The sequence below is a fragment of the Antarctobacter heliothermus genome (assembly GCF_002237555.1).
GTDB classification, from domain to species: domain Bacteria; phylum Pseudomonadota; class Alphaproteobacteria; order Rhodobacterales; family Rhodobacteraceae; genus Antarctobacter; species Antarctobacter heliothermus_B.
Genome location: NZ_CP022540.1, coordinates 2,242,020 through 2,256,902, shown reverse-complemented (window position 1 = coordinate 2,256,902; position 14,883 = coordinate 2,242,020). Strand labels below are relative to the sequence as shown.

Sequence of the window (14,883 nt, the reverse complement as noted above, 5' to 3'; positions counted from 1 at the left end):
GACCGGGAAATGAGCATTCTCAACAAACACGCTGTTCTCGAAAAGAACGTCACGCTGCTGGCCATCTTTGCCTTCCTCGTGGTGACCATCGGGGGACTGGTGCAGATCGTGCCGCTGTTCTACCTCGAAAACACCATCGAGGACGTCGAGGGCATGCGCCCTTACACCCCGTTGGAACTGGCAGGGCGCGATGTCTACATCCGCGAAGGTTGTTATGTTTGCCACAGCCAGATGATCCGACCGATGCGGGACGAGGTCGAACGTTATGGCCACTACAGCCTTGCGGCGGAAAGCAAATATGACCATCCGTTCCAGTGGGGCTCCAAGCGGACCGGACCGGATCTGGCCCGCGTCGGCGGTCGCTATTCGGACGAATGGCACGTCGATCACCTGCGCAACCCGCAATCGGTGGTGCCCGAGTCCGTCATGCCCAAGTACGGCTTTCTCGAAGCCAAGCTGATCGAGGGCACCTATATCGCCGACCTGCTCAGCACAAACCGCTTTGTCGGCGTTCCCTATACGGATGAAATGATCGAGGCCGCTCAGGCCGATTTCAAGGCACAGGCGGACCCCGACAGTGACTATGACGGCCTGCTGGAGCGCTATGGTGACAAGGTCAATGTGCGCAACTTTGACGGTGCCCCCGGCATCTCTGAGGCGGACGCGCTGATCGCCTATTTGCAAATGTTGGGTACGTTGGTCGATTTCTCGACCTTCACGCCTGACGCAAGCCGGTAAGGGGAACAGATATGGAAACCTATTCTTTTCTCCGCCAACTGGCCGACAGCTGGGCGTTGCTTGTGATGTTCGCCATTTTTGTGGGGATCGTGATCTGGGCCTTTCGGCCCGGATCGCGAAAGGTCCACGAGGATATCGCCAACATCCCGTTTCGTCATGACGACAGACCTGCCGCGTCCCTCGGGGACGACCCTGCGCAATAAGGAGCCCAGGACATGAGTGACAAGAAAAATCACGACGATCTCGACTATGAGACGACGGGCCACGAATGGGACGGCATCAAGGAGTACAACAAGCCGCTGCCAAAATGGTGGCTCTATACCTTCTACGCCTGCATCGTCTGGGCGATCGGCTATTCTATCGCCTACCCCGCTTGGCCGGGCATCAAGGCAGCAACGCCGGGTCTGCTGGGCTTTTCCACACGCGTCAACGTCGCCAAGGCGATTGAGGCGCATGAGGCAGAACTGGCCCCGATCAATGCCAAACTGGCGGCGGCTGATCTGGGTGCAATTGCCGATGATCAGGAACTGCTGACCTACGCCAACAACGCTGGTGCGGCGGTCTTTCTGACATGGTGCGCCCAGTGTCACGGGTCGGGTGCGGCCGGGGCCAAGGGCTATCCCAACCTGCTTGACGACGATTGGCTGTGGGGAGGGTCCATCGAGGCAATCCATGAAACGGTCAGCCACGGCATCCGCAACGAGGTGGATGACATGGCCCGCTGGTCTGAAATGCCGGCCTTTGGCCGCGACGAACTGTTGGTCGAGGAAGAGGTCGTTCAGGCCGTCAACTATGTGATGCAACTTTCCGGGCAGACCCCGAAGGATGCGACCGCCGCCGAAGCGGGTGCCGAAGTCTTTGAGATCAACTGCTCGGGCTGCCATATGGAAGACGGCACCGGCGACCGCTATCAGGGTGCCCCCAACCTGACGGATGCGATCTGGCTGTATGGCGGCGACTACGACTCGCTGTACCAGACCGTCTACAACTCGCGCTTTGGTGTGATGCCGCCCATGGGCGGGGCCGAACTGAGCGAGGCCGAGATCCGCGCCGTTGCGACCTATGTCCACGGTCTAGGCGGTGGCGAAGCCTCGGAAGACTGATTTCCCTCAAACAAAACTGAAACCCCCGCCGTTGGCGGGGGTTTCTTTTTTGGGTTGGACGCCGCTCCTCTCGCAAATAATCGTCGCGGACCATCGCCGCTTGACCCAAGTCAAGGCACCCGCTCTCAACACCTATAGATTGGTGGCAAGGTCGTCGGGGAACACATCCCGACGCCGTAGTCCCCCGCCAATATCGGTCGGGGTATGGCGCTGGTGTCCTGTCCTGTTCGCGCGTTTCCTAGGACGCCAGCGCCCCTTTGTCCCACATCATGAAACCACGGCGCGCCCTGAGCACTTCGGCAGCGGACCTTGGTCGCGGGCCAGTCAGGCTGCGCCTTGTCGGGTCCGGCGCGCGCCAAAGGTCTGGCAGATAGACAACGGGATCAATCATCGCGTCCACTCCTTGATCCGGCGTGCTTGCGGAACGGCAGGTCCTCGTCGATCCAACTCAACTTGGGCAGCGCCTCCGGCAGGCGCGGATGCGAGTCCGGGGCATTCCGGGTTGCGGTGAGAAAACTTCTTGCAAGTATTCCGAACATCAAAGCCTCCATGACATGTTCAACTCTGCAACCAACTTGACCCGAACGCGGCTTTCATGCGACTCAAGAATAAATCCATTATGTAACCTGAAATTACACATGAACTGGTCAACGCTCCCCCCTCTTGCCTCTCTTCGTGCCTTTGCGGCCTATGCCCAGGCGCGCTCCGTCAATGCGGCGGGAGATCTCTTGAATGTTAGCCACGCTGCCATCAGTCAGCAGATGCGCGCGCTGGAAACACATCTGGGCGTTGCGCTGCTGGACCGTTCGGGCCGCAAGCTGGCACTGACACCCGAGGGTGAGACACTGGCCCGCGTCTTGATTGATGCCTTTGGTGACATTGCCCAGACAATTGAGGCGTTGACCGGCGCAGACGCCTCGCGCCCGTTGCAGATTTCCGTCACTCCTACTTTGGCAGCTTCCTGGCTGATGCCGCGACTAAGCGTCTTCCGCGAGGCGCACCCCGACATCAACCTGATGATCGACCCCTCCGCCAAGGTTCAGACACTGGAACCCGGCGGCATCGATCTTGCCCTGCGCTATGGCGACGGTTCATGGCCCGGCCTGCTGTCAGAACCGCTGATCCGCTCCCCCATCGTTGTCGTTGCGGCCCCGGACCTTGTCGGTCACCGGGAAATCACCTCGCCGTCCGATTTGCGCGATTATCACTGGCTTCAGGAACTGGGCACCAACGAGGCGACCGACTGGTTTGCCAAGAACGGCGTGGACCGGGACGCAGGCCGCGGCTTTACCGCAATGCCGGGCAACCTGATGCTAGAGGCGGCTCGCTCGGGCCAAGGCATCGCCATCGTCGCAGGTGTGTTTGTCGAACCAGATATCCGCGCCGGACGCCTTCGGAAACTGTTCGAAGACAACAAGGAAAAGGGGTATCACATTGTCACGCGCCCCGGTGTCCCGCGCCCACCTCTCAAGGCGTTCCTGAACTGGCTCCGCCGCGAAGCGCGTAAAAGCTGAGTTTCAAACTCAAAATTGATACAGGTCAAAGCTGCGCACGCCGCGGTCTGTGAGAACCGGCACAAATTCCATTCCAACGGAGCGAATCCGCCGTGTCCGACAGCAATGCCCCGCCGCCCTCCCTGTACGCATCCCGCGAACCGATTTTTCCCAAACGGGTCAGTGGCAGCTTCCGCAATCTCAAGTGGATCATCATGATCGTAACGCTGGGGATCTACTACATCACCCCTTGGCTGCGCTGGGACCGTGGGCCGCAACTGCCCGATCAGGCGGTGCTGATCGACCTTGCCAATCGCCGCTTCTTTTTCTTCTGGATCGAAATCTGGCCGCACGAGTTTTACTTTGTGGCGGGTTTGCTGATCATGGCGGGTCTTGGCCTGTTCCTGTTCACCTCGGCGCTGGGGAGAGTGTGGTGCGGCTATGCATGTCCGCAGACCGTCTGGACCGATCTGTTCATCCTCGTGGAACGCTGGATTGAGGGCGATCGCAACGCCCGACTGCGTCTACATCGCCAGAAGAAGATGGATTTCCGCAAGATGCGCCTTCGCGCGACCAAATGGGTGGCTTGGTTCCTGATCGGACTGGCGACAGGCGGTGCCTGGGTGTTCTATTTTGCTGACGCGCCCACCCTGCTGGTGGATCTCGTCACGGGACAGGCCCATCCCGCTGCCTATATCACGATGCTGATCCTGACGCTGACGACGTTCTTTTTCGGCGGTTTCGCGCGTGAACAGATCTGCATCTATGCCTGCCCGTGGCCGCGTATTCAGGCTGCGATGATGGATGAGGAAACCCTGACCGTCGGCTATCGCGAATGGCGCGGCGAACCGCGCGGGAAGCACCGCAAGGCCGAAGGTGCCGAAAATCTGGGTGACTGCATCGACTGCATGGCCTGCGTCAACGTCTGCCCGATGGGCATCGACATTCGTGACGGCCAGCAAATGGAATGCATCACCTGTGCGCTATGTATCGACGCCTGTGACGACGTGATGGCCAAAATCGGCAAGCCGCGCGGGCTTATTGACTATCTGGCCTTTTCGGACGAGCCGCGCGAACGCGCCGGTCATGATCCGCGCCCGGTCTGGAAACACATCTTTCGGCCACGCACCATCATGTACACCACCCTTTGGGGTCTTGTCGGCATCGGTCTTGTCTTTGCGCTGTTCATCCGGCCAGAGATTGAAATGACGGTGGCCCCGGTGCGCAACCCGACATTTGTGACCCTGTCGGACGGATCTATCCGCAACACCTACGACGTTCGCCTGCTCAACAAGCACGGCGAGGACCGACCGTTCCGCATCACGCTGACCGGCGATCCAACCCTGCGGATCCAGCTAGAAGGCACGCCCTATGAAACCGTGGACGTTCCAGCAAACGCAACCTATCTGCAAAAGGTATACGTCATTGCGCCAACGTCCTCCGGCCCCGCAGCCGCGGAGCGCACGGAATTCCGGTTCTGGGTCGAGGATCTCACCAACGGCGATCGCGCACACAACGATACCTTTTTCAACGGAAAGGCGAACTGATGGCTGGCAAGGAATTCACCCTCAAGGGCTGGCACGTCTTTGGTATCTTCGGCGGAGCGTTCGCGGTCATTATCGGCGTGAATATCGTGCTGGCAGTCAGTGCGGTCAGTACGTTCCCCGGACTAGAAGTCGCCAATTCCTACGTCGCCAGCCAGACATTCGACAAGCGCCGCGCGGTTCAGGAAAGCCTGGGATGGACGGTCGCGGCGCGTCTGGAAGACGACATGCTGATCCTCTCCATCACCGATCCAGAGGGGCGTCCTGTTCAGGCGTCACGGCTACATGCCAAGGTCGGGCGTCCGACCAATGTAAGCGACGACATTGAGCCAGAGTTCACCTTCAACGGCCATGCCTATGTCGCCTATGAAACCCTGCGCCCAGGCAACTGGGATGTCTGGCTCACGGCGACTGCACTGGACGGAACACCGTTTCAGCAACGTCTGGAAATGACGGTGACCCGCTGACATGACCGCCACGATGCGCCCGCCCGCCTCTGCCTGTCCCGCCTGCGCCGCCGCCCCTGCGGCAGAGGCGCTGGCCGCACAATCCGCCCCGGCAGAGGCACATATCGTCCTGTCGCTGCCCACAATCCACTGCGCGGCCTGCATGGCATCGGTCGAGAGGGCGTTGAACGACGTGCCGGGCATACGCTCGGCACGGGTCAATCTGACGCTCAAGCGGGTGAGCATTGAGGCCGCACCGGATCTGACCGCCGCCGATGTCATTCCGGTGGTCGAGCGCGCAGGCTATGAGGCGCATGAGCTGGACAACAGCGCCCTGTCAGCGACGGCCACGGATAAAGCAGGTCGCGATCTGCTGATGCGGCTTGCTGTGGCGGGTTTCGCGGCGATGAACGTCATGCTCTTGTCGGTCGCAGTCTGGTCCGGGGCCGAGGGGCCCACCCGCGATCTGTTCCACTGGATTTCCGCCGCCATTGTCCTGCCGGCCGTGGCCTTTTCCGGGATGCCTTTCTTCCGCAACGCATGGACTGCCTTGTCGGCGCGCCGTCTGAACATGGACGTGCCGATTTCTTTGGCAATTCTGCTGGCGGTGGGCACCTCTCTCTGGGAAACCTCGCTATCGGGGGAACACGCCTACTTCGACGCGGCCATCACGCTTACCTTTTTCCTGCTCACGGGGCGGTACCTCGATCACCGCACCCGGTCTGTCGCACGGTCCGCCGCCGAAGAACTGGCCGCGCTGGAAGTGCCGCGCGCATGGCGGGTGACGGCAGGTGGCGATGAACAAGTGTCAGTCAGCGACTTGCTCGTCGGCGATTTGATCCGCGTGCGCCCCGGCGGGCGGATGCCAGTGGACGGCGAGATCACCCAAGGCACGTCTGAACTGGACCGCTCTCTGCTGACAGGCGAGACCCTGCCGGTTTTCGCTGAACCCGGCCACACGGTCAGCGCCGGTGAGGTCAACCTGACAGGACCGCTGGTGGTGCGCGCCAGCGCTGTGGGTCGCGATACCTCTTTACACCGCATGGCTGATCTGGTGGCTGTGGCGGAATCCGGTCGCTCGCGCTATACTTCTTTGGCTGACCGCGCAGCAAAACTCTACGCGCCAGGGGTTCATATACTGTCGGCGCTGGCCTTCCTTGGCTGGCTTGCCGTCACCGGCGATCTGCGAGTTGCCCTCAATATTGCTGCAGCCGTGCTGATCATCACCTGCCCGTGTGCGCTGGGCCTTGCGGTTCCGGCGGTGACAACCGCCGCTTCCGGTCGACTGTTCAAGCGCGGATTGCTGATCAAGGATTCTACAGCGCTGGAACGTCTGGCCCAGGTCGATACGGTGGTCTTTGACAAGACCGGGACACTGACCGCTGGCACACCCGAACTGACCAATCTTGGCGACTTCACCCAACGCGATCTGGAAATCGCACTGGCTCTGGCCGAAGGATCCAGCCACCCGCTTTCACAATCCCTGTCAGCCGCCGCACGCGACGCCGGGATCAAACCTGCCAACATCGTAAATGTGACGGAAATCCCCGGCCACGGCACCCAAGGCACCTGGCATGGAGAAAAGGTGCGGCTCGGACGTGCTTCATGGGTCGGCGGCGGGCACGCCATTCAGACGGCCGCATGGCTGCGCGTGGGGGACGGACCGGCACAGGGCTTTCTATTCACCGACCGGCTGCGCGCAGGGGCCGGGGAAACTGTGTCCGCGCTCAAACAGGCCGGGCTGAAGATCGTTCTCATCTCGGGGGATACTCCTCTCGCGGTCGAGGCACTGGCAAACCGTCTCGGCATAACGCAATGGGTGGCAGAGGCGCTGCCGCAGGACAAATCCGCCCGGATCGAACAACTGACCCAATCCGGCGCACATGTCCTGATGGTGGGCGACGGCCTGAACGACACGGCAGCGCTGACCGCTGCACACGCCTCGATCTCTCCCGCTTCGGCACTGGATGCGGCCCGTGTGGCCTCGGACATCGTCCTGCTGGGTGGAACACTAGCGCCAATTCCCGACGCCATATCGACCGCCCGCAAGGCGACCCGCCGCATTCGCGAAAATTTTACCGTGGCCACCTGGTACAATGTGATTGCCGTGCCGCTGGCAGTAGCTGGGCTCTGCTCGCCGCTGATTGCCGCATTGGCCATGTCCGCCAGTTCGATTACCGTCTCGCTCAACGCCCTGCGATTGCGCTGAAACAGGAGACATGCGGTGAACATCCTGACCTATCTGATCCCGATTTCTCTGATCCTTGGCGGCCTCGGCCTAGCCTTTTTCGTCTTCACCCTAAGGTCCAACCAGTACGACGACCCCGAAGGAGACGCGCAGAGAATTCTCTCGGGCGAATACGACGACCATCCCAAACAGGACTAACCCCCGGCTTCTTCTGTCCTGAAAATATCCCGGGGGAGACGACCAAAGGGAGACGGGGGCAGCGCCCCCTTGCTCGTTCCGAACCTTGGCACCGTCGGCCCTGACTGGTCACAGACATCGCGGCGGAACGTGCAAGACCCGGACCCGCAACATGCGTCGGCATGATTGGTCCCCCACCCCACCTCAGACTGGCAGCGCCGTCGTCCGAAATACCGTGCGCAACGCAAAGGAACTCTGCATCTGCGCCACGCCCGGCAGCCGGGTCAGGTACTGCCGGTGGATGCGGGCGAAATCCTCTGTATCTTCGGCCACCACCTTCAAAATGTAATCCGCCGTCCCGGCCATCAAATGACACTCCAGCACCGAAGGCACCCGCGCCACCGCCTTCTCGAAGGCATCCAGAACCTCGTCGGCCTGCGCCGTCAGCTTGATCTCGACAAAGACTGTCGCAGGCAGCCCCATCCGCCGCGCATCCAGCAGGGCGACATAGTCCCTCACATAGCCTTCGGTTTCCAATCGCTGCACCCGCCGGTGACAGGCTGAGGGAGACAGGTTGACGGCCTCCGACAGGTCGGCGTTCGAAATACGCCCCTTGCGCTGGATCACACGCAAGATACGCTTGTCTGTCTCGTCAAGTGCCATCTGCGCAAGAACCTCCGTCAAATTCGATCATCCGTCGACAAATCGTGCGCCGCCTGCCGATAGTGAAAGCAAGGTAGGCAGCCATTTGCAAGGTGCCGGTGACATAATCCCGCCCACAACGCGAGGAGGATTCGCCATGAAGATCGGTTGCCCGACCGAGATCAAGCCCCAGGAATTCCGTGTCGGCCTGACACCCAACGCCGCCCGAGAGGCGGTCGAGCACGGACATGACGTCATTGTGCAAACCGGGGCCGGCATGGGGGCCGGATTCACCGATACCGATTACACTGACGCTGGCGCGCGCATGGCGGAAACCGCAAAGGAAATCTTTGCCACCGCCGACATGATCGTCAAGGTCAAGGAACCGCAGGCCGGCGAGCGTGCCATGTTGCGCGAGGGCCAGCTGCTGTTCACCTATCTGCATCTGGCTCCCGATCCGGAACAGACACAGGATCTGCTGGCCTCCGGGGCCACCTGCATCGCCTATGAAACCGTGACCGACGATCGTGGCGGCCTGCCGCTACTGGCACCGATGTCCGAGGTCGCAGGCCGTCTTGCGCCACAGGTTGGTGCATGGACACTGCAAAAGGCGAATGGCGGGCGCGGCGTGCTGATGGGAGGAGTCCCAGGTGTCGGCCCGGCGCGGGTTGTGGTCATAGGCGGCGGCGTCGTCGGCACCCATGCGGCGCGCATCGCCGCCGGGATGGGCGCGGATGTAACCGTGCTGGACCGCTCCCTGCCCCGCCTGCGCTATCTTGACGATGCGTTTGGCGGCATCTTCCGCACCGGCTACTCCAGCGCCGGTCTGCTGGCCGAGCATCTGACACTGGCTGACATGATCATCGGCGCGGTGCTGATCCCCGGAGCAGCCGCCCCGAAACTGGTCAAACGTGCCGATTTCCCAACCATGAAACCGGGGGCGGTTCTAGTCGATGTGGCCATTGACCAGGGGGGTTGTTTCGAGACCTCAAAGGCAACCACGCACGCCGACCCGATCTATGAGGTGGATGGGATCATGCACTATTGCGTGGCCAACATGCCGGGTGCCGTTGCACGGACCTCGACCATCGCGCTGGGCAATGCGACCATGCCGTTCATGCTGGCGCTGGCCGACAAAGGGTGGAAACAGGCCTGCGCGGACGATCCGCACCTGCTGAACGGGTTGAACGTTCATGCTGGCAAGCTGACCTATGACGCGGTCGGCGAGGCGCAGGGGCTGGAGGTCACGTCCTCACAATCGCTGATCAAGGCCTGACTTGGACGAAACCGCCCCGGCAGCGCAAGACCGCAGCCGGGGCGAACCGATAGTTTTTTTGGGGGGCAGTGGCCAGAGCGCGGAACGCCCAGCCCTCTGCCCCAACTGGCGGGATCTTAGCCGCGCGCCTTCAGTGAATCGCGGATCTCGACCAGCAGATCAACTTCGCTCGGGCCCTTGGGGGCTGCTTCAACCGCTTCTTCCGGTTCGGCGGCGGCGTCCTTGATGCGGTTAACCATCTTGACCAGCATGAAGACCACAAAGGCGATGATCAGAAAGTTGATGATCGCCATGACAAAGCGACCGATGGCAAAGATCGGCGCACCGGCCTCTTCCGCCACGGCAATCGACGCGTATTCGTTTCCGTCCAGCGCATAGAACCAACCCGAGAAATCGACCCCGCCTGTGAACAGCGCAATGATCGGGTTGATGATGTCACCCACCAGAGACGCAACAATCGCGGTGAAGGCCGCGCCGATGATGATACCGACGGCCATGTCCATGACATTGCCCTTGGCGATAAAATCCCTGAATTCCTGAATCATTCCGTTTTTCCCATGTTCCGGCGCAACCGGTTTTCCACCGGACATGCGCTCCCCTTGCGTATCAGGTCTGCGCAATCGCACATTCGCCGGCCTGTGAAACAGGGAAAAAGATACCTAGCTTTCCCCCAAACCACAGGAAGGCCCGACCCATGTTTGATCTGACCACTCACCCCGTCTCCACGCGCTGGCCCGCCCAGCACCCTGACCGACTCCAGCTTTACTCGTTTCCCACGCCGAACGGTGTGAAAGTATCGATCATGTTGGAGGAAATCGGCCTGCCGTACGAGGCTCATCGCGTCACGCTCAGCGCTGCGGATGTAAAAAGCGCAGAGTTCCTCAGCTTGAACCCCAACAACAAGATCCCTGCGATCATTGATCCAGACGGACCTGACGGCGCCCCGCTGGCCTTGTTCGAAAGCGGCGCGATCCTTCTGTATCTGGCAGAAAAGACCGGCAAGCTGACGGGTAAAACTGCAAGCGACCGCCACACGATCACCCAATGGCTGATGTTTCAAATGGGCGGGCTTGGCCCCATGCTGGGGCAGCTTGGCTATTTCTCGAAGTTCGCCGGGGCCGAGATCGAAGATCCCCGCCCGCGGGAGCGGTTCGTCGTCGAGGGCAAGCGGCTGTTGAACGTTGTGGAAAAACAGCTGGAAGGCCAGGACTGGATCGCCGGAGAGTATTCCATCGCCGATATCGCCATCGCGCCCTGGCTGAAGGCGTTGGACTTTTACGGCACTCAAGCGGCCATTGGCTGGTTCGATCACCCAAACGCTGTCGCGTATCTGGACCGCTTTCTGGCGCGTCCAGCTGTGCAACGCGGGCTGAACATTCCGCCGCGTGAAGGCTGATCAGACCCCGATGAACTCGCCGGCATCCAGCCGGGCTTGAAGGGGTTTGTCGAACCCCACAAGACCCGGCTGGAGCGTCAGATCAGAATGGATGTATCCACCGCGCGCCAAGGCAGCCGGACCATTCAAGGCGCTCCACGCCATCAGGTCGCAGAAAAGGTCCGTGATCCGGCTTTGCTGGGCGCGATCATTGAAACCTGCGTTTGCATTGACCTCATGCTCCTTCACACCCGAATTTCCGCGAAGCCGCTCGATCCAGGCATAGGATCGTGCGATCCCCGCGATGGCCATGTCGAGGTCCGGGTTTCGGGCCCGAAGATCCTCATATTCGGAAGTGTCCAACATTGACGATGCGGCGGGACAAGTGAACAGCCATGTCCCCCCGTCGCAGGCCATCAGAAAGGCCTGCTTGGACCGAAACTGCTCTGGAAGAAAACGGATCCAGATGGCGGTGTCCTTTGTCCGGATCGTCGGCATTTCGCCCGGCCCCCGGTAATCCATCCAGAACGTCAGTCCGTTCGGCGTCGCGAAGGTACTTTTCACATCCGGCTTGCTCATCAGCCGGGCAATGTCCCGGTCAGAACATAGCGCAACACCTGCACCACCTGTTCCGGCGTGCGGGCGACTGCCAGGGCGGCGGCATCCACCTCTTTCAGGGCGTGATCGTGTTCAGGCGGTTGCAGGATAATCAGCGATTTCGACAGAGCACTGGCATAGCCTGCGTCAAAGGCTGCGTTCCATTGTTTGTATTTGTCGCCAAAGCGGACGACAACGACATCGGCATCGGCAATTCCCTTGCGGGTGCGAATTGCGTTGACCTGCGCGCCCTTGTGGTCGTGCCAGAACTTGTCGGGTTCCTGCCCGAGGATCTCTACGCCGCAATCGTCGCTGGCACCGTGGTCTGTTACCGGCGCGTTGAACGTGATGTCCAAACCCTGTGCGCCTTCGATGATCTGTTCGCGCCAGTCGGTGTGGATCTCTCCTGAAAGATAGACGTTCAGTCCCATGTCCGCTCCTTTCCATGAAAAAGGGCGCGATGTGCGCCCCGTCTCTTGTCAACATATCCGGCCTTGCGCCTGTGGCAAGGTGTGGGGGGCGTCATGCCCAAGGCATGCTTGCAGCATGCCCCCCGTCTCCCTTCGGTCGACTCCCCCGGGATATTTTTGGACAGAAGAAACCGGGAGGAGGTGCGGCCGCTTCAGCCGTCTTTGCGAATGACTTCGTTTTTGGGATCATAGGGACTGTCGTGGGTCACGGTAGCGTCCCAAAGTTGATCCAGCATCTTGACCTTCAGCGCCGTGCCTTCAATCGCGTGTTCGGGTTTGACGTAGCCCATGCCAACGGACTTGCCAAAGTGAACCGAATACCCGCCTGAGGTCAGGCGCCCGACGCGAGTGCCGTCCGCGGCATACAGCGCCTCTCGCCCCCAAGGGTCCGCATCCGACGGGCCGTCGATCAGTAGGGTCACGCATTTGGAGCGGATGCCGGTCTCTTCCAGCTTTGCCTTGCCGTGGAACTCCTTGGACAGGTCGACAAAGCGTGGCAGATCGGCCTCCAGCGGGGTGGCGTCACGACCGAGTTCGTTGCCGAAAGCGCGGTAGGATTTCTCCTGCCGCAGCCAGTTTTGCGCCCGAGCGCCGACCAGCTTCATCCCGTGCTTTTCCCCTGCGCTCACCAATTGGTCCCACAGGTTGTTCTGCATCTCAATCGGGTGGTGCAGTTCCCAGCCAAGCTCACCAGTATAGGCGACGCGGATCGCCATGACCGGCACCATGCCTAGTTCGATGTTGCGCATGGTCAGCCATGGGAACCGTTTGTTGGACAGCACGATGTTGGGGTCGGCATCCTTGACGATCTCCTTGAGTACATCGCGCGATTTCGGCCCGGCAATGGCAAAGACCCCCCACTGCGTTGTCACGTCATGGCAAGAGATCCAGCCAAACTCAGCCCGCTTGTCCTCTATCGCTTTTTGCAGAAAGTCGCTGTCATAGGCTGTCCAAGCGCCTGCAGAGACAAGGTAGTAGCGGTCCTCATCCAGCCGTACGATGGTGTATTCCGTGCGCGTTGTCCCGTGACTGGTCAGCGCGTAGGTCAGGTTGATGCGGCCGACCTTGGGCAGTTTGTTGCAGGTGAACCAGTCGAGGAACTGCGTTGCCCCCGGTCCTTCGACGATGTGTTTGGTGAAGGCGGTAGCGTCAATCAGGCCCACGCTCTCCCGCACAGCCTTGGCCTCTTCCACCGCATGGTGCCACCAGCCACCACGGCGGAACGACCGCGCGTCATGGTCAAACGAGCCCGGCGCATCCAGCGGCCCGTAGTAGTTTGGCCGCTCCCAGCCATTCACACAGCCGAATTGCGCGCCCAACGCTTTTTGGCGATCATAGGCAGGCGCGGTGCGCAGCGGACGGGCGGCTGGGCGTTCCTCATCCGGGTGGTGCAGAATGTAGACGTGTTCATAGGCTTCTTCGTTCTTGGTCACGGCGTATTCGGTGGTCATCCAGCCGCCGAACCGTTTCGGGTCAAGTGAGGCCATGTCGATCTCTGCCTCGCCCTCTACCATCAGCTGCGCAAGGTAGTGACCGGTGCCGCCCGCTGCGGTGATCCCGAAGGAAAAGCCTTCGGCCAGCCACATGTTGCGCAGTCCGGGCGCGGGGCCAAGCAGCGGGTTGCCGTCGGGCGTATAGCAAATTGGACCGTTGAAATCGTCCTTGAGGCCACAGTCTTCGCAGGACGGGATCCGGTGGATCATCGCCATGTATTGCGCCTCGATCCGTTCCAGATCCAACTGGAACAGATCGGCGCGGAAACTGTCCGGCACGCCATAGGCAAAGCGCGCGGGCGCGTGTTTTTCATAGACGCCCAGGATCCAGCCGCCCCGTTCCTCACGCACATAGCTTTGTGCATCGGCGTCGCGGATGACAGGATGCTCGGCGTTTGTCTTACGGAATTCGACGAGGGCCGGATCCTGCTCCATCACGATGAACTGATGTTCGACCGGGATGGCCGGGATCTTGATCCCCAGAAGTTGCGCGGTGCGTTGCGCGTGGTTGCCCGTGGCGGTGACCACATGTTCGGCGATGATGACCATCTGTTCGTCGCTTGGGACCAGGTTTCCGCCCCTTTCGACCATCTTGGTGACCGTGACCTCCCAATGCTCTCCGGTCCAGTGATAGCCATCCGCCTGCCACTTGCGTTCGATCAAGACCCCCCTTTGGCGCGCGCCCTTGGCCATGGCCATCGTGACATCCGCTGGGTTAATGTACCCGTCCGTCGGATGATACAGCGCACCTTCCAGATCTTCGGTGCGGATCAGCGGCCAGCGGTCCTTGATCTGCGCGGGCGTCATCCATTCATAGGGCACACCGCAGGTCTCGGCGGTCGAGGCATAGAGCATATATTCGTCCATGCGCTCTTGCGTCTGGGCCATGCGCAGGTTGCCAACCACGGAAAACCCAGCGTTCAGCCCGGTCTCTTCTTCCAGCGTTTTGTAGAACCGGATTGAGTAGTCGTGGATGTGGGTCGTGGCGAAAGACATGTTGAAGTAGGGCAACAGGCCAGCCGCATGCCATGTGCTGCCCGACGTCAGTTCATCGCGTTCCAGCAGCATCACGTCATCCCAGCCCGCCTTGGCCAGATGATAGGCAATCGAGGTGCCGACGGCACCGCCGCCGACGACCAAAGCTTTGACATGGGTTTTCATCACACGACTCTCCCGTTCTTTGAAAGAGTGCATAGCGCGCCGCGCAGACCCGCGCCGCGCGCGCCCGACATCTCAGGTAGGGAAAACGACGCCGCCCCGTGCAAGGCGCGGGGCGGCGTACGAAAAATCACACGGCAGCCGGGGCGTACCGACCTTTGGCAGCCGACCGGGCCTAATGCG

The 14,883-nt window shown here is 61.0% G+C and carries 17 protein-coding genes; 10 read left to right on the top strand and 7 right to left on the bottom strand.

Going from position 1 to position 14,883, the window contains the following annotated elements; all coding sequences use genetic code 11:
- Window positions 1-9: 9 nt before the first annotated feature.
- The 3 genes from ccoO to ccoP are packed head-to-tail and all read left to right on the top strand — an operon-like array spanning window position 10 to window position 1,841.
- Window positions 10-738 carry a cytochrome-c oxidase, cbb3-type subunit II gene (ccoO, locus tag ANTHELSMS3_RS10745; protein WP_094034866.1) on the top strand — a complete coding sequence of 243 codons (729 nt, stop codon included), beginning with the start codon at window positions 10-12 and terminating at the stop codon, window positions 736-738.
- A gap of 11 nt (window positions 739-749) precedes the next feature.
- Window positions 750-941 (top strand): cbb3-type cytochrome c oxidase subunit 3, encoded by a 192-nt coding sequence (locus tag ANTHELSMS3_RS10740; protein WP_094034865.1) that lies wholly within the window; start codon window positions 750-752, stop codon window positions 939-941.
- A 12-nt stretch (window positions 942-953) separates the two neighbouring features.
- On the top strand, window positions 954-1,841 hold the full coding sequence (gene ccoP, locus ANTHELSMS3_RS10735) for a cytochrome-c oxidase, cbb3-type subunit III (protein WP_094034864.1): 888 nt from the start codon (window positions 954-956) through the stop codon (window positions 1,839-1,841).
- A gap of 238 nt (window positions 1,842-2,079) precedes the next feature.
- On the opposite strand, the gene ANTHELSMS3_RS25525 is transcribed toward ccoP, so the two are convergent.
- Together ANTHELSMS3_RS25525 and ANTHELSMS3_RS25520 are read right to left on the bottom strand one after the other, a co-directional pair.
- Window positions 2,080-2,232: a hypothetical protein gene (locus tag ANTHELSMS3_RS25525; RefSeq protein ID WP_157733480.1), complete on the bottom strand. Its 153-nt coding sequence runs from the start codon at window positions 2,230-2,232 to the stop codon at window positions 2,080-2,082.
- Entirely contained in the window at window positions 2,225-2,380 is a 156-nt protein-coding gene (locus tag ANTHELSMS3_RS25520; RefSeq protein ID WP_157733479.1) for a hypothetical protein, read from the bottom strand. The genes ANTHELSMS3_RS25525 and ANTHELSMS3_RS25520 overlap by 8 nt, the downstream gene beginning before the upstream one ends.
- Before the next feature lie 99 nt (window positions 2,381-2,479).
- Between ANTHELSMS3_RS25520 and ANTHELSMS3_RS10730 the strand changes: the two genes are divergently transcribed.
- The 5 genes from ANTHELSMS3_RS10730 (at window position 2,480) to ccoS (ending at window position 7,710) form a co-directional block, all read left to right on the top strand.
- The gene (locus ANTHELSMS3_RS10730; RefSeq protein WP_094034863.1) at window positions 2,480-3,355 is read left to right on the top strand and encodes a LysR substrate-binding domain-containing protein; all 876 of its coding nucleotides are present in this window, start codon (window positions 2,480-2,482) and stop codon (window positions 3,353-3,355) included.
- Between the two features lie 92 nt (window positions 3,356-3,447).
- Window positions 3,448-4,881, top strand: a complete 1,434-nt coding sequence (ccoG, locus tag ANTHELSMS3_RS10725) for a cytochrome c oxidase accessory protein CcoG (RefSeq protein WP_094034862.1) — start codon at window positions 3,448-3,450, stop codon at window positions 4,879-4,881.
- Window positions 4,881-5,345 carry a FixH family protein gene (locus ANTHELSMS3_RS10720; RefSeq protein ID WP_094034861.1) on the top strand — a complete coding sequence of 155 codons (465 nt, stop codon included), beginning with the start codon at window positions 4,881-4,883 and terminating at the stop codon, window positions 5,343-5,345. Before ccoG ends, ANTHELSMS3_RS10720 begins: the two co-directional genes overlap by 1 nt.
- A gap of 1 nt (window position 5,346) precedes the next feature.
- The gene (locus ANTHELSMS3_RS10715) at window positions 5,347-7,533 is read left to right on the top strand and encodes a heavy metal translocating P-type ATPase (protein WP_094034860.1); all 2,187 of its coding nucleotides are present in this window, start codon (window positions 5,347-5,349) and stop codon (window positions 7,531-7,533) included.
- 15 nt (window positions 7,534-7,548) lie between these two features.
- Complete coding sequence (ccoS, locus tag ANTHELSMS3_RS10710; protein WP_094034859.1) at window positions 7,549-7,710, top strand: cbb3-type cytochrome oxidase assembly protein CcoS; 162 nt, start codon at window positions 7,549-7,551, stop codon at window positions 7,708-7,710.
- Between the two features lie 183 nt (window positions 7,711-7,893).
- Here the strand turns inward: ccoS and ANTHELSMS3_RS10705 are convergent, their stop codons facing one another.
- A complete protein-coding gene (locus tag ANTHELSMS3_RS10705; protein WP_094034858.1) occupies window positions 7,894-8,352 on the bottom strand; it encodes an Lrp/AsnC family transcriptional regulator in 459 nt (152 codons plus the stop codon).
- A 136-nt stretch (window positions 8,353-8,488) separates the two neighbouring features.
- On the opposite strand from ANTHELSMS3_RS10705, the gene ald reads away from it, so the two are divergent.
- Complete coding sequence (gene ald, locus ANTHELSMS3_RS10700) at window positions 8,489-9,607, top strand: alanine dehydrogenase (RefSeq protein WP_094034857.1); 1,119 nt, start codon at window positions 8,489-8,491, stop codon at window positions 9,605-9,607.
- Window positions 9,608-9,723: 116 nt separating this feature from the next.
- Here ald and mscL read toward each other — a convergent pair whose 3' ends face one another.
- The gene (gene mscL, locus ANTHELSMS3_RS10695; RefSeq protein ID WP_094037055.1) at window positions 9,724-10,152 is read right to left on the bottom strand and encodes a large conductance mechanosensitive channel protein MscL; all 429 of its coding nucleotides are present in this window, start codon (window positions 10,150-10,152) and stop codon (window positions 9,724-9,726) included.
- A gap of 149 nt (window positions 10,153-10,301) precedes the next feature.
- Here mscL and ANTHELSMS3_RS10690 point away from each other — a divergent pair, with 149 nt between their 5' ends.
- The gene (locus tag ANTHELSMS3_RS10690) at window positions 10,302-11,003 is read left to right on the top strand and encodes a glutathione S-transferase family protein (protein ID WP_094034856.1); all 702 of its coding nucleotides are present in this window, start codon (window positions 10,302-10,304) and stop codon (window positions 11,001-11,003) included.
- Here the strand turns inward: ANTHELSMS3_RS10690 and ANTHELSMS3_RS10685 are convergent, their stop codons facing one another.
- The 3 genes from ANTHELSMS3_RS10685 to ANTHELSMS3_RS10675 all read right to left on the bottom strand — a co-directional run bounded on the left by ANTHELSMS3_RS10685 (window position 11,004) and on the right by ANTHELSMS3_RS10675 (window position 14,703).
- A complete protein-coding gene (locus tag ANTHELSMS3_RS10685) occupies window positions 11,004-11,561 on the bottom strand; it encodes a hypothetical protein (RefSeq protein ID WP_094034855.1) in 558 nt (185 codons plus the stop codon).
- A complete protein-coding gene (locus ANTHELSMS3_RS10680; protein ID WP_094034854.1) occupies window positions 11,561-12,010 on the bottom strand; it encodes a YtoQ family protein in 450 nt (149 codons plus the stop codon). The genes ANTHELSMS3_RS10685 and ANTHELSMS3_RS10680 overlap by 1 nt, the downstream gene beginning before the upstream one ends.
- A gap of 191 nt (window positions 12,011-12,201) precedes the next feature.
- Window positions 12,202-14,703 carry a GcvT family protein gene (locus ANTHELSMS3_RS10675; protein ID WP_094037054.1) on the bottom strand — a complete coding sequence of 834 codons (2,502 nt, stop codon included), beginning with the start codon at window positions 14,701-14,703 and terminating at the stop codon, window positions 12,202-12,204.
- Window positions 14,704-14,883: the final 180 nt, after the last annotated feature.

Excerpts from the sequence above, each read along its gene's own strand:
- ccoO (WP_094034866.1), top strand. The coding sequence starts at position 10 with ATGAGCATTCTCAACAAACACGCTGTTCTCGAAAAGAACGTCACGCTG.
- ANTHELSMS3_RS10740 (WP_094034865.1), top strand. The coding sequence starts at position 750 with ATGGAAACCTATTCTTTTCTCCGCCAACTGGCCGACAGCTGGGCGTTG.
- ccoP (WP_094034864.1), top strand. The coding sequence starts at position 954 with ATGAGTGACAAGAAAAATCACGACGATCTCGACTATGAGACGACGGGC.
- ANTHELSMS3_RS25525 (WP_157733480.1), bottom strand. The coding sequence starts at position 2,232 with ATGATTGATCCCGTTGTCTATCTGCCAGACCTTTGGCGCGCGCCGGAC.
- ANTHELSMS3_RS25520 (WP_157733479.1), bottom strand. The coding sequence starts at position 2,380 with ATGTTCGGAATACTTGCAAGAAGTTTTCTCACCGCAACCCGGAATGCC.
- ANTHELSMS3_RS10730 (WP_094034863.1), top strand. The coding sequence starts at position 2,480 with ATGAACTGGTCAACGCTCCCCCCTCTTGCCTCTCTTCGTGCCTTTGCG.
- ANTHELSMS3_RS10720 (WP_094034861.1), top strand. The coding sequence starts at position 4,881 with ATGGCTGGCAAGGAATTCACCCTCAAGGGCTGGCACGTCTTTGGTATC.
- ANTHELSMS3_RS10715 (WP_094034860.1), top strand. The coding sequence starts at position 5,347 with ATGACCGCCACGATGCGCCCGCCCGCCTCTGCCTGTCCCGCCTGCGCC.
- ANTHELSMS3_RS10705 (WP_094034858.1), bottom strand. The coding sequence starts at position 8,352 with ATGGCACTTGACGAGACAGACAAGCGTATCTTGCGTGTGATCCAGCGC.
- ald (WP_094034857.1), top strand. The coding sequence starts at position 8,489 with ATGAAGATCGGTTGCCCGACCGAGATCAAGCCCCAGGAATTCCGTGTC.
- mscL (WP_094037055.1), bottom strand. The coding sequence starts at position 10,152 with ATGATTCAGGAATTCAGGGATTTTATCGCCAAGGGCAATGTCATGGAC.
- ANTHELSMS3_RS10690 (WP_094034856.1), top strand. The coding sequence starts at position 10,302 with ATGTTTGATCTGACCACTCACCCCGTCTCCACGCGCTGGCCCGCCCAG.
- ANTHELSMS3_RS10685 (WP_094034855.1), bottom strand. The coding sequence starts at position 11,561 with ATGAGCAAGCCGGATGTGAAAAGTACCTTCGCGACGCCGAACGGACTG.
- ANTHELSMS3_RS10680 (WP_094034854.1), bottom strand. The coding sequence starts at position 12,010 with ATGGGACTGAACGTCTATCTTTCAGGAGAGATCCACACCGACTGGCGC.
- ANTHELSMS3_RS10675 (WP_094037054.1), bottom strand. The coding sequence starts at position 14,703 with ATGAAAACCCATGTCAAAGCTTTGGTCGTCGGCGGCGGTGCCGTCGGC.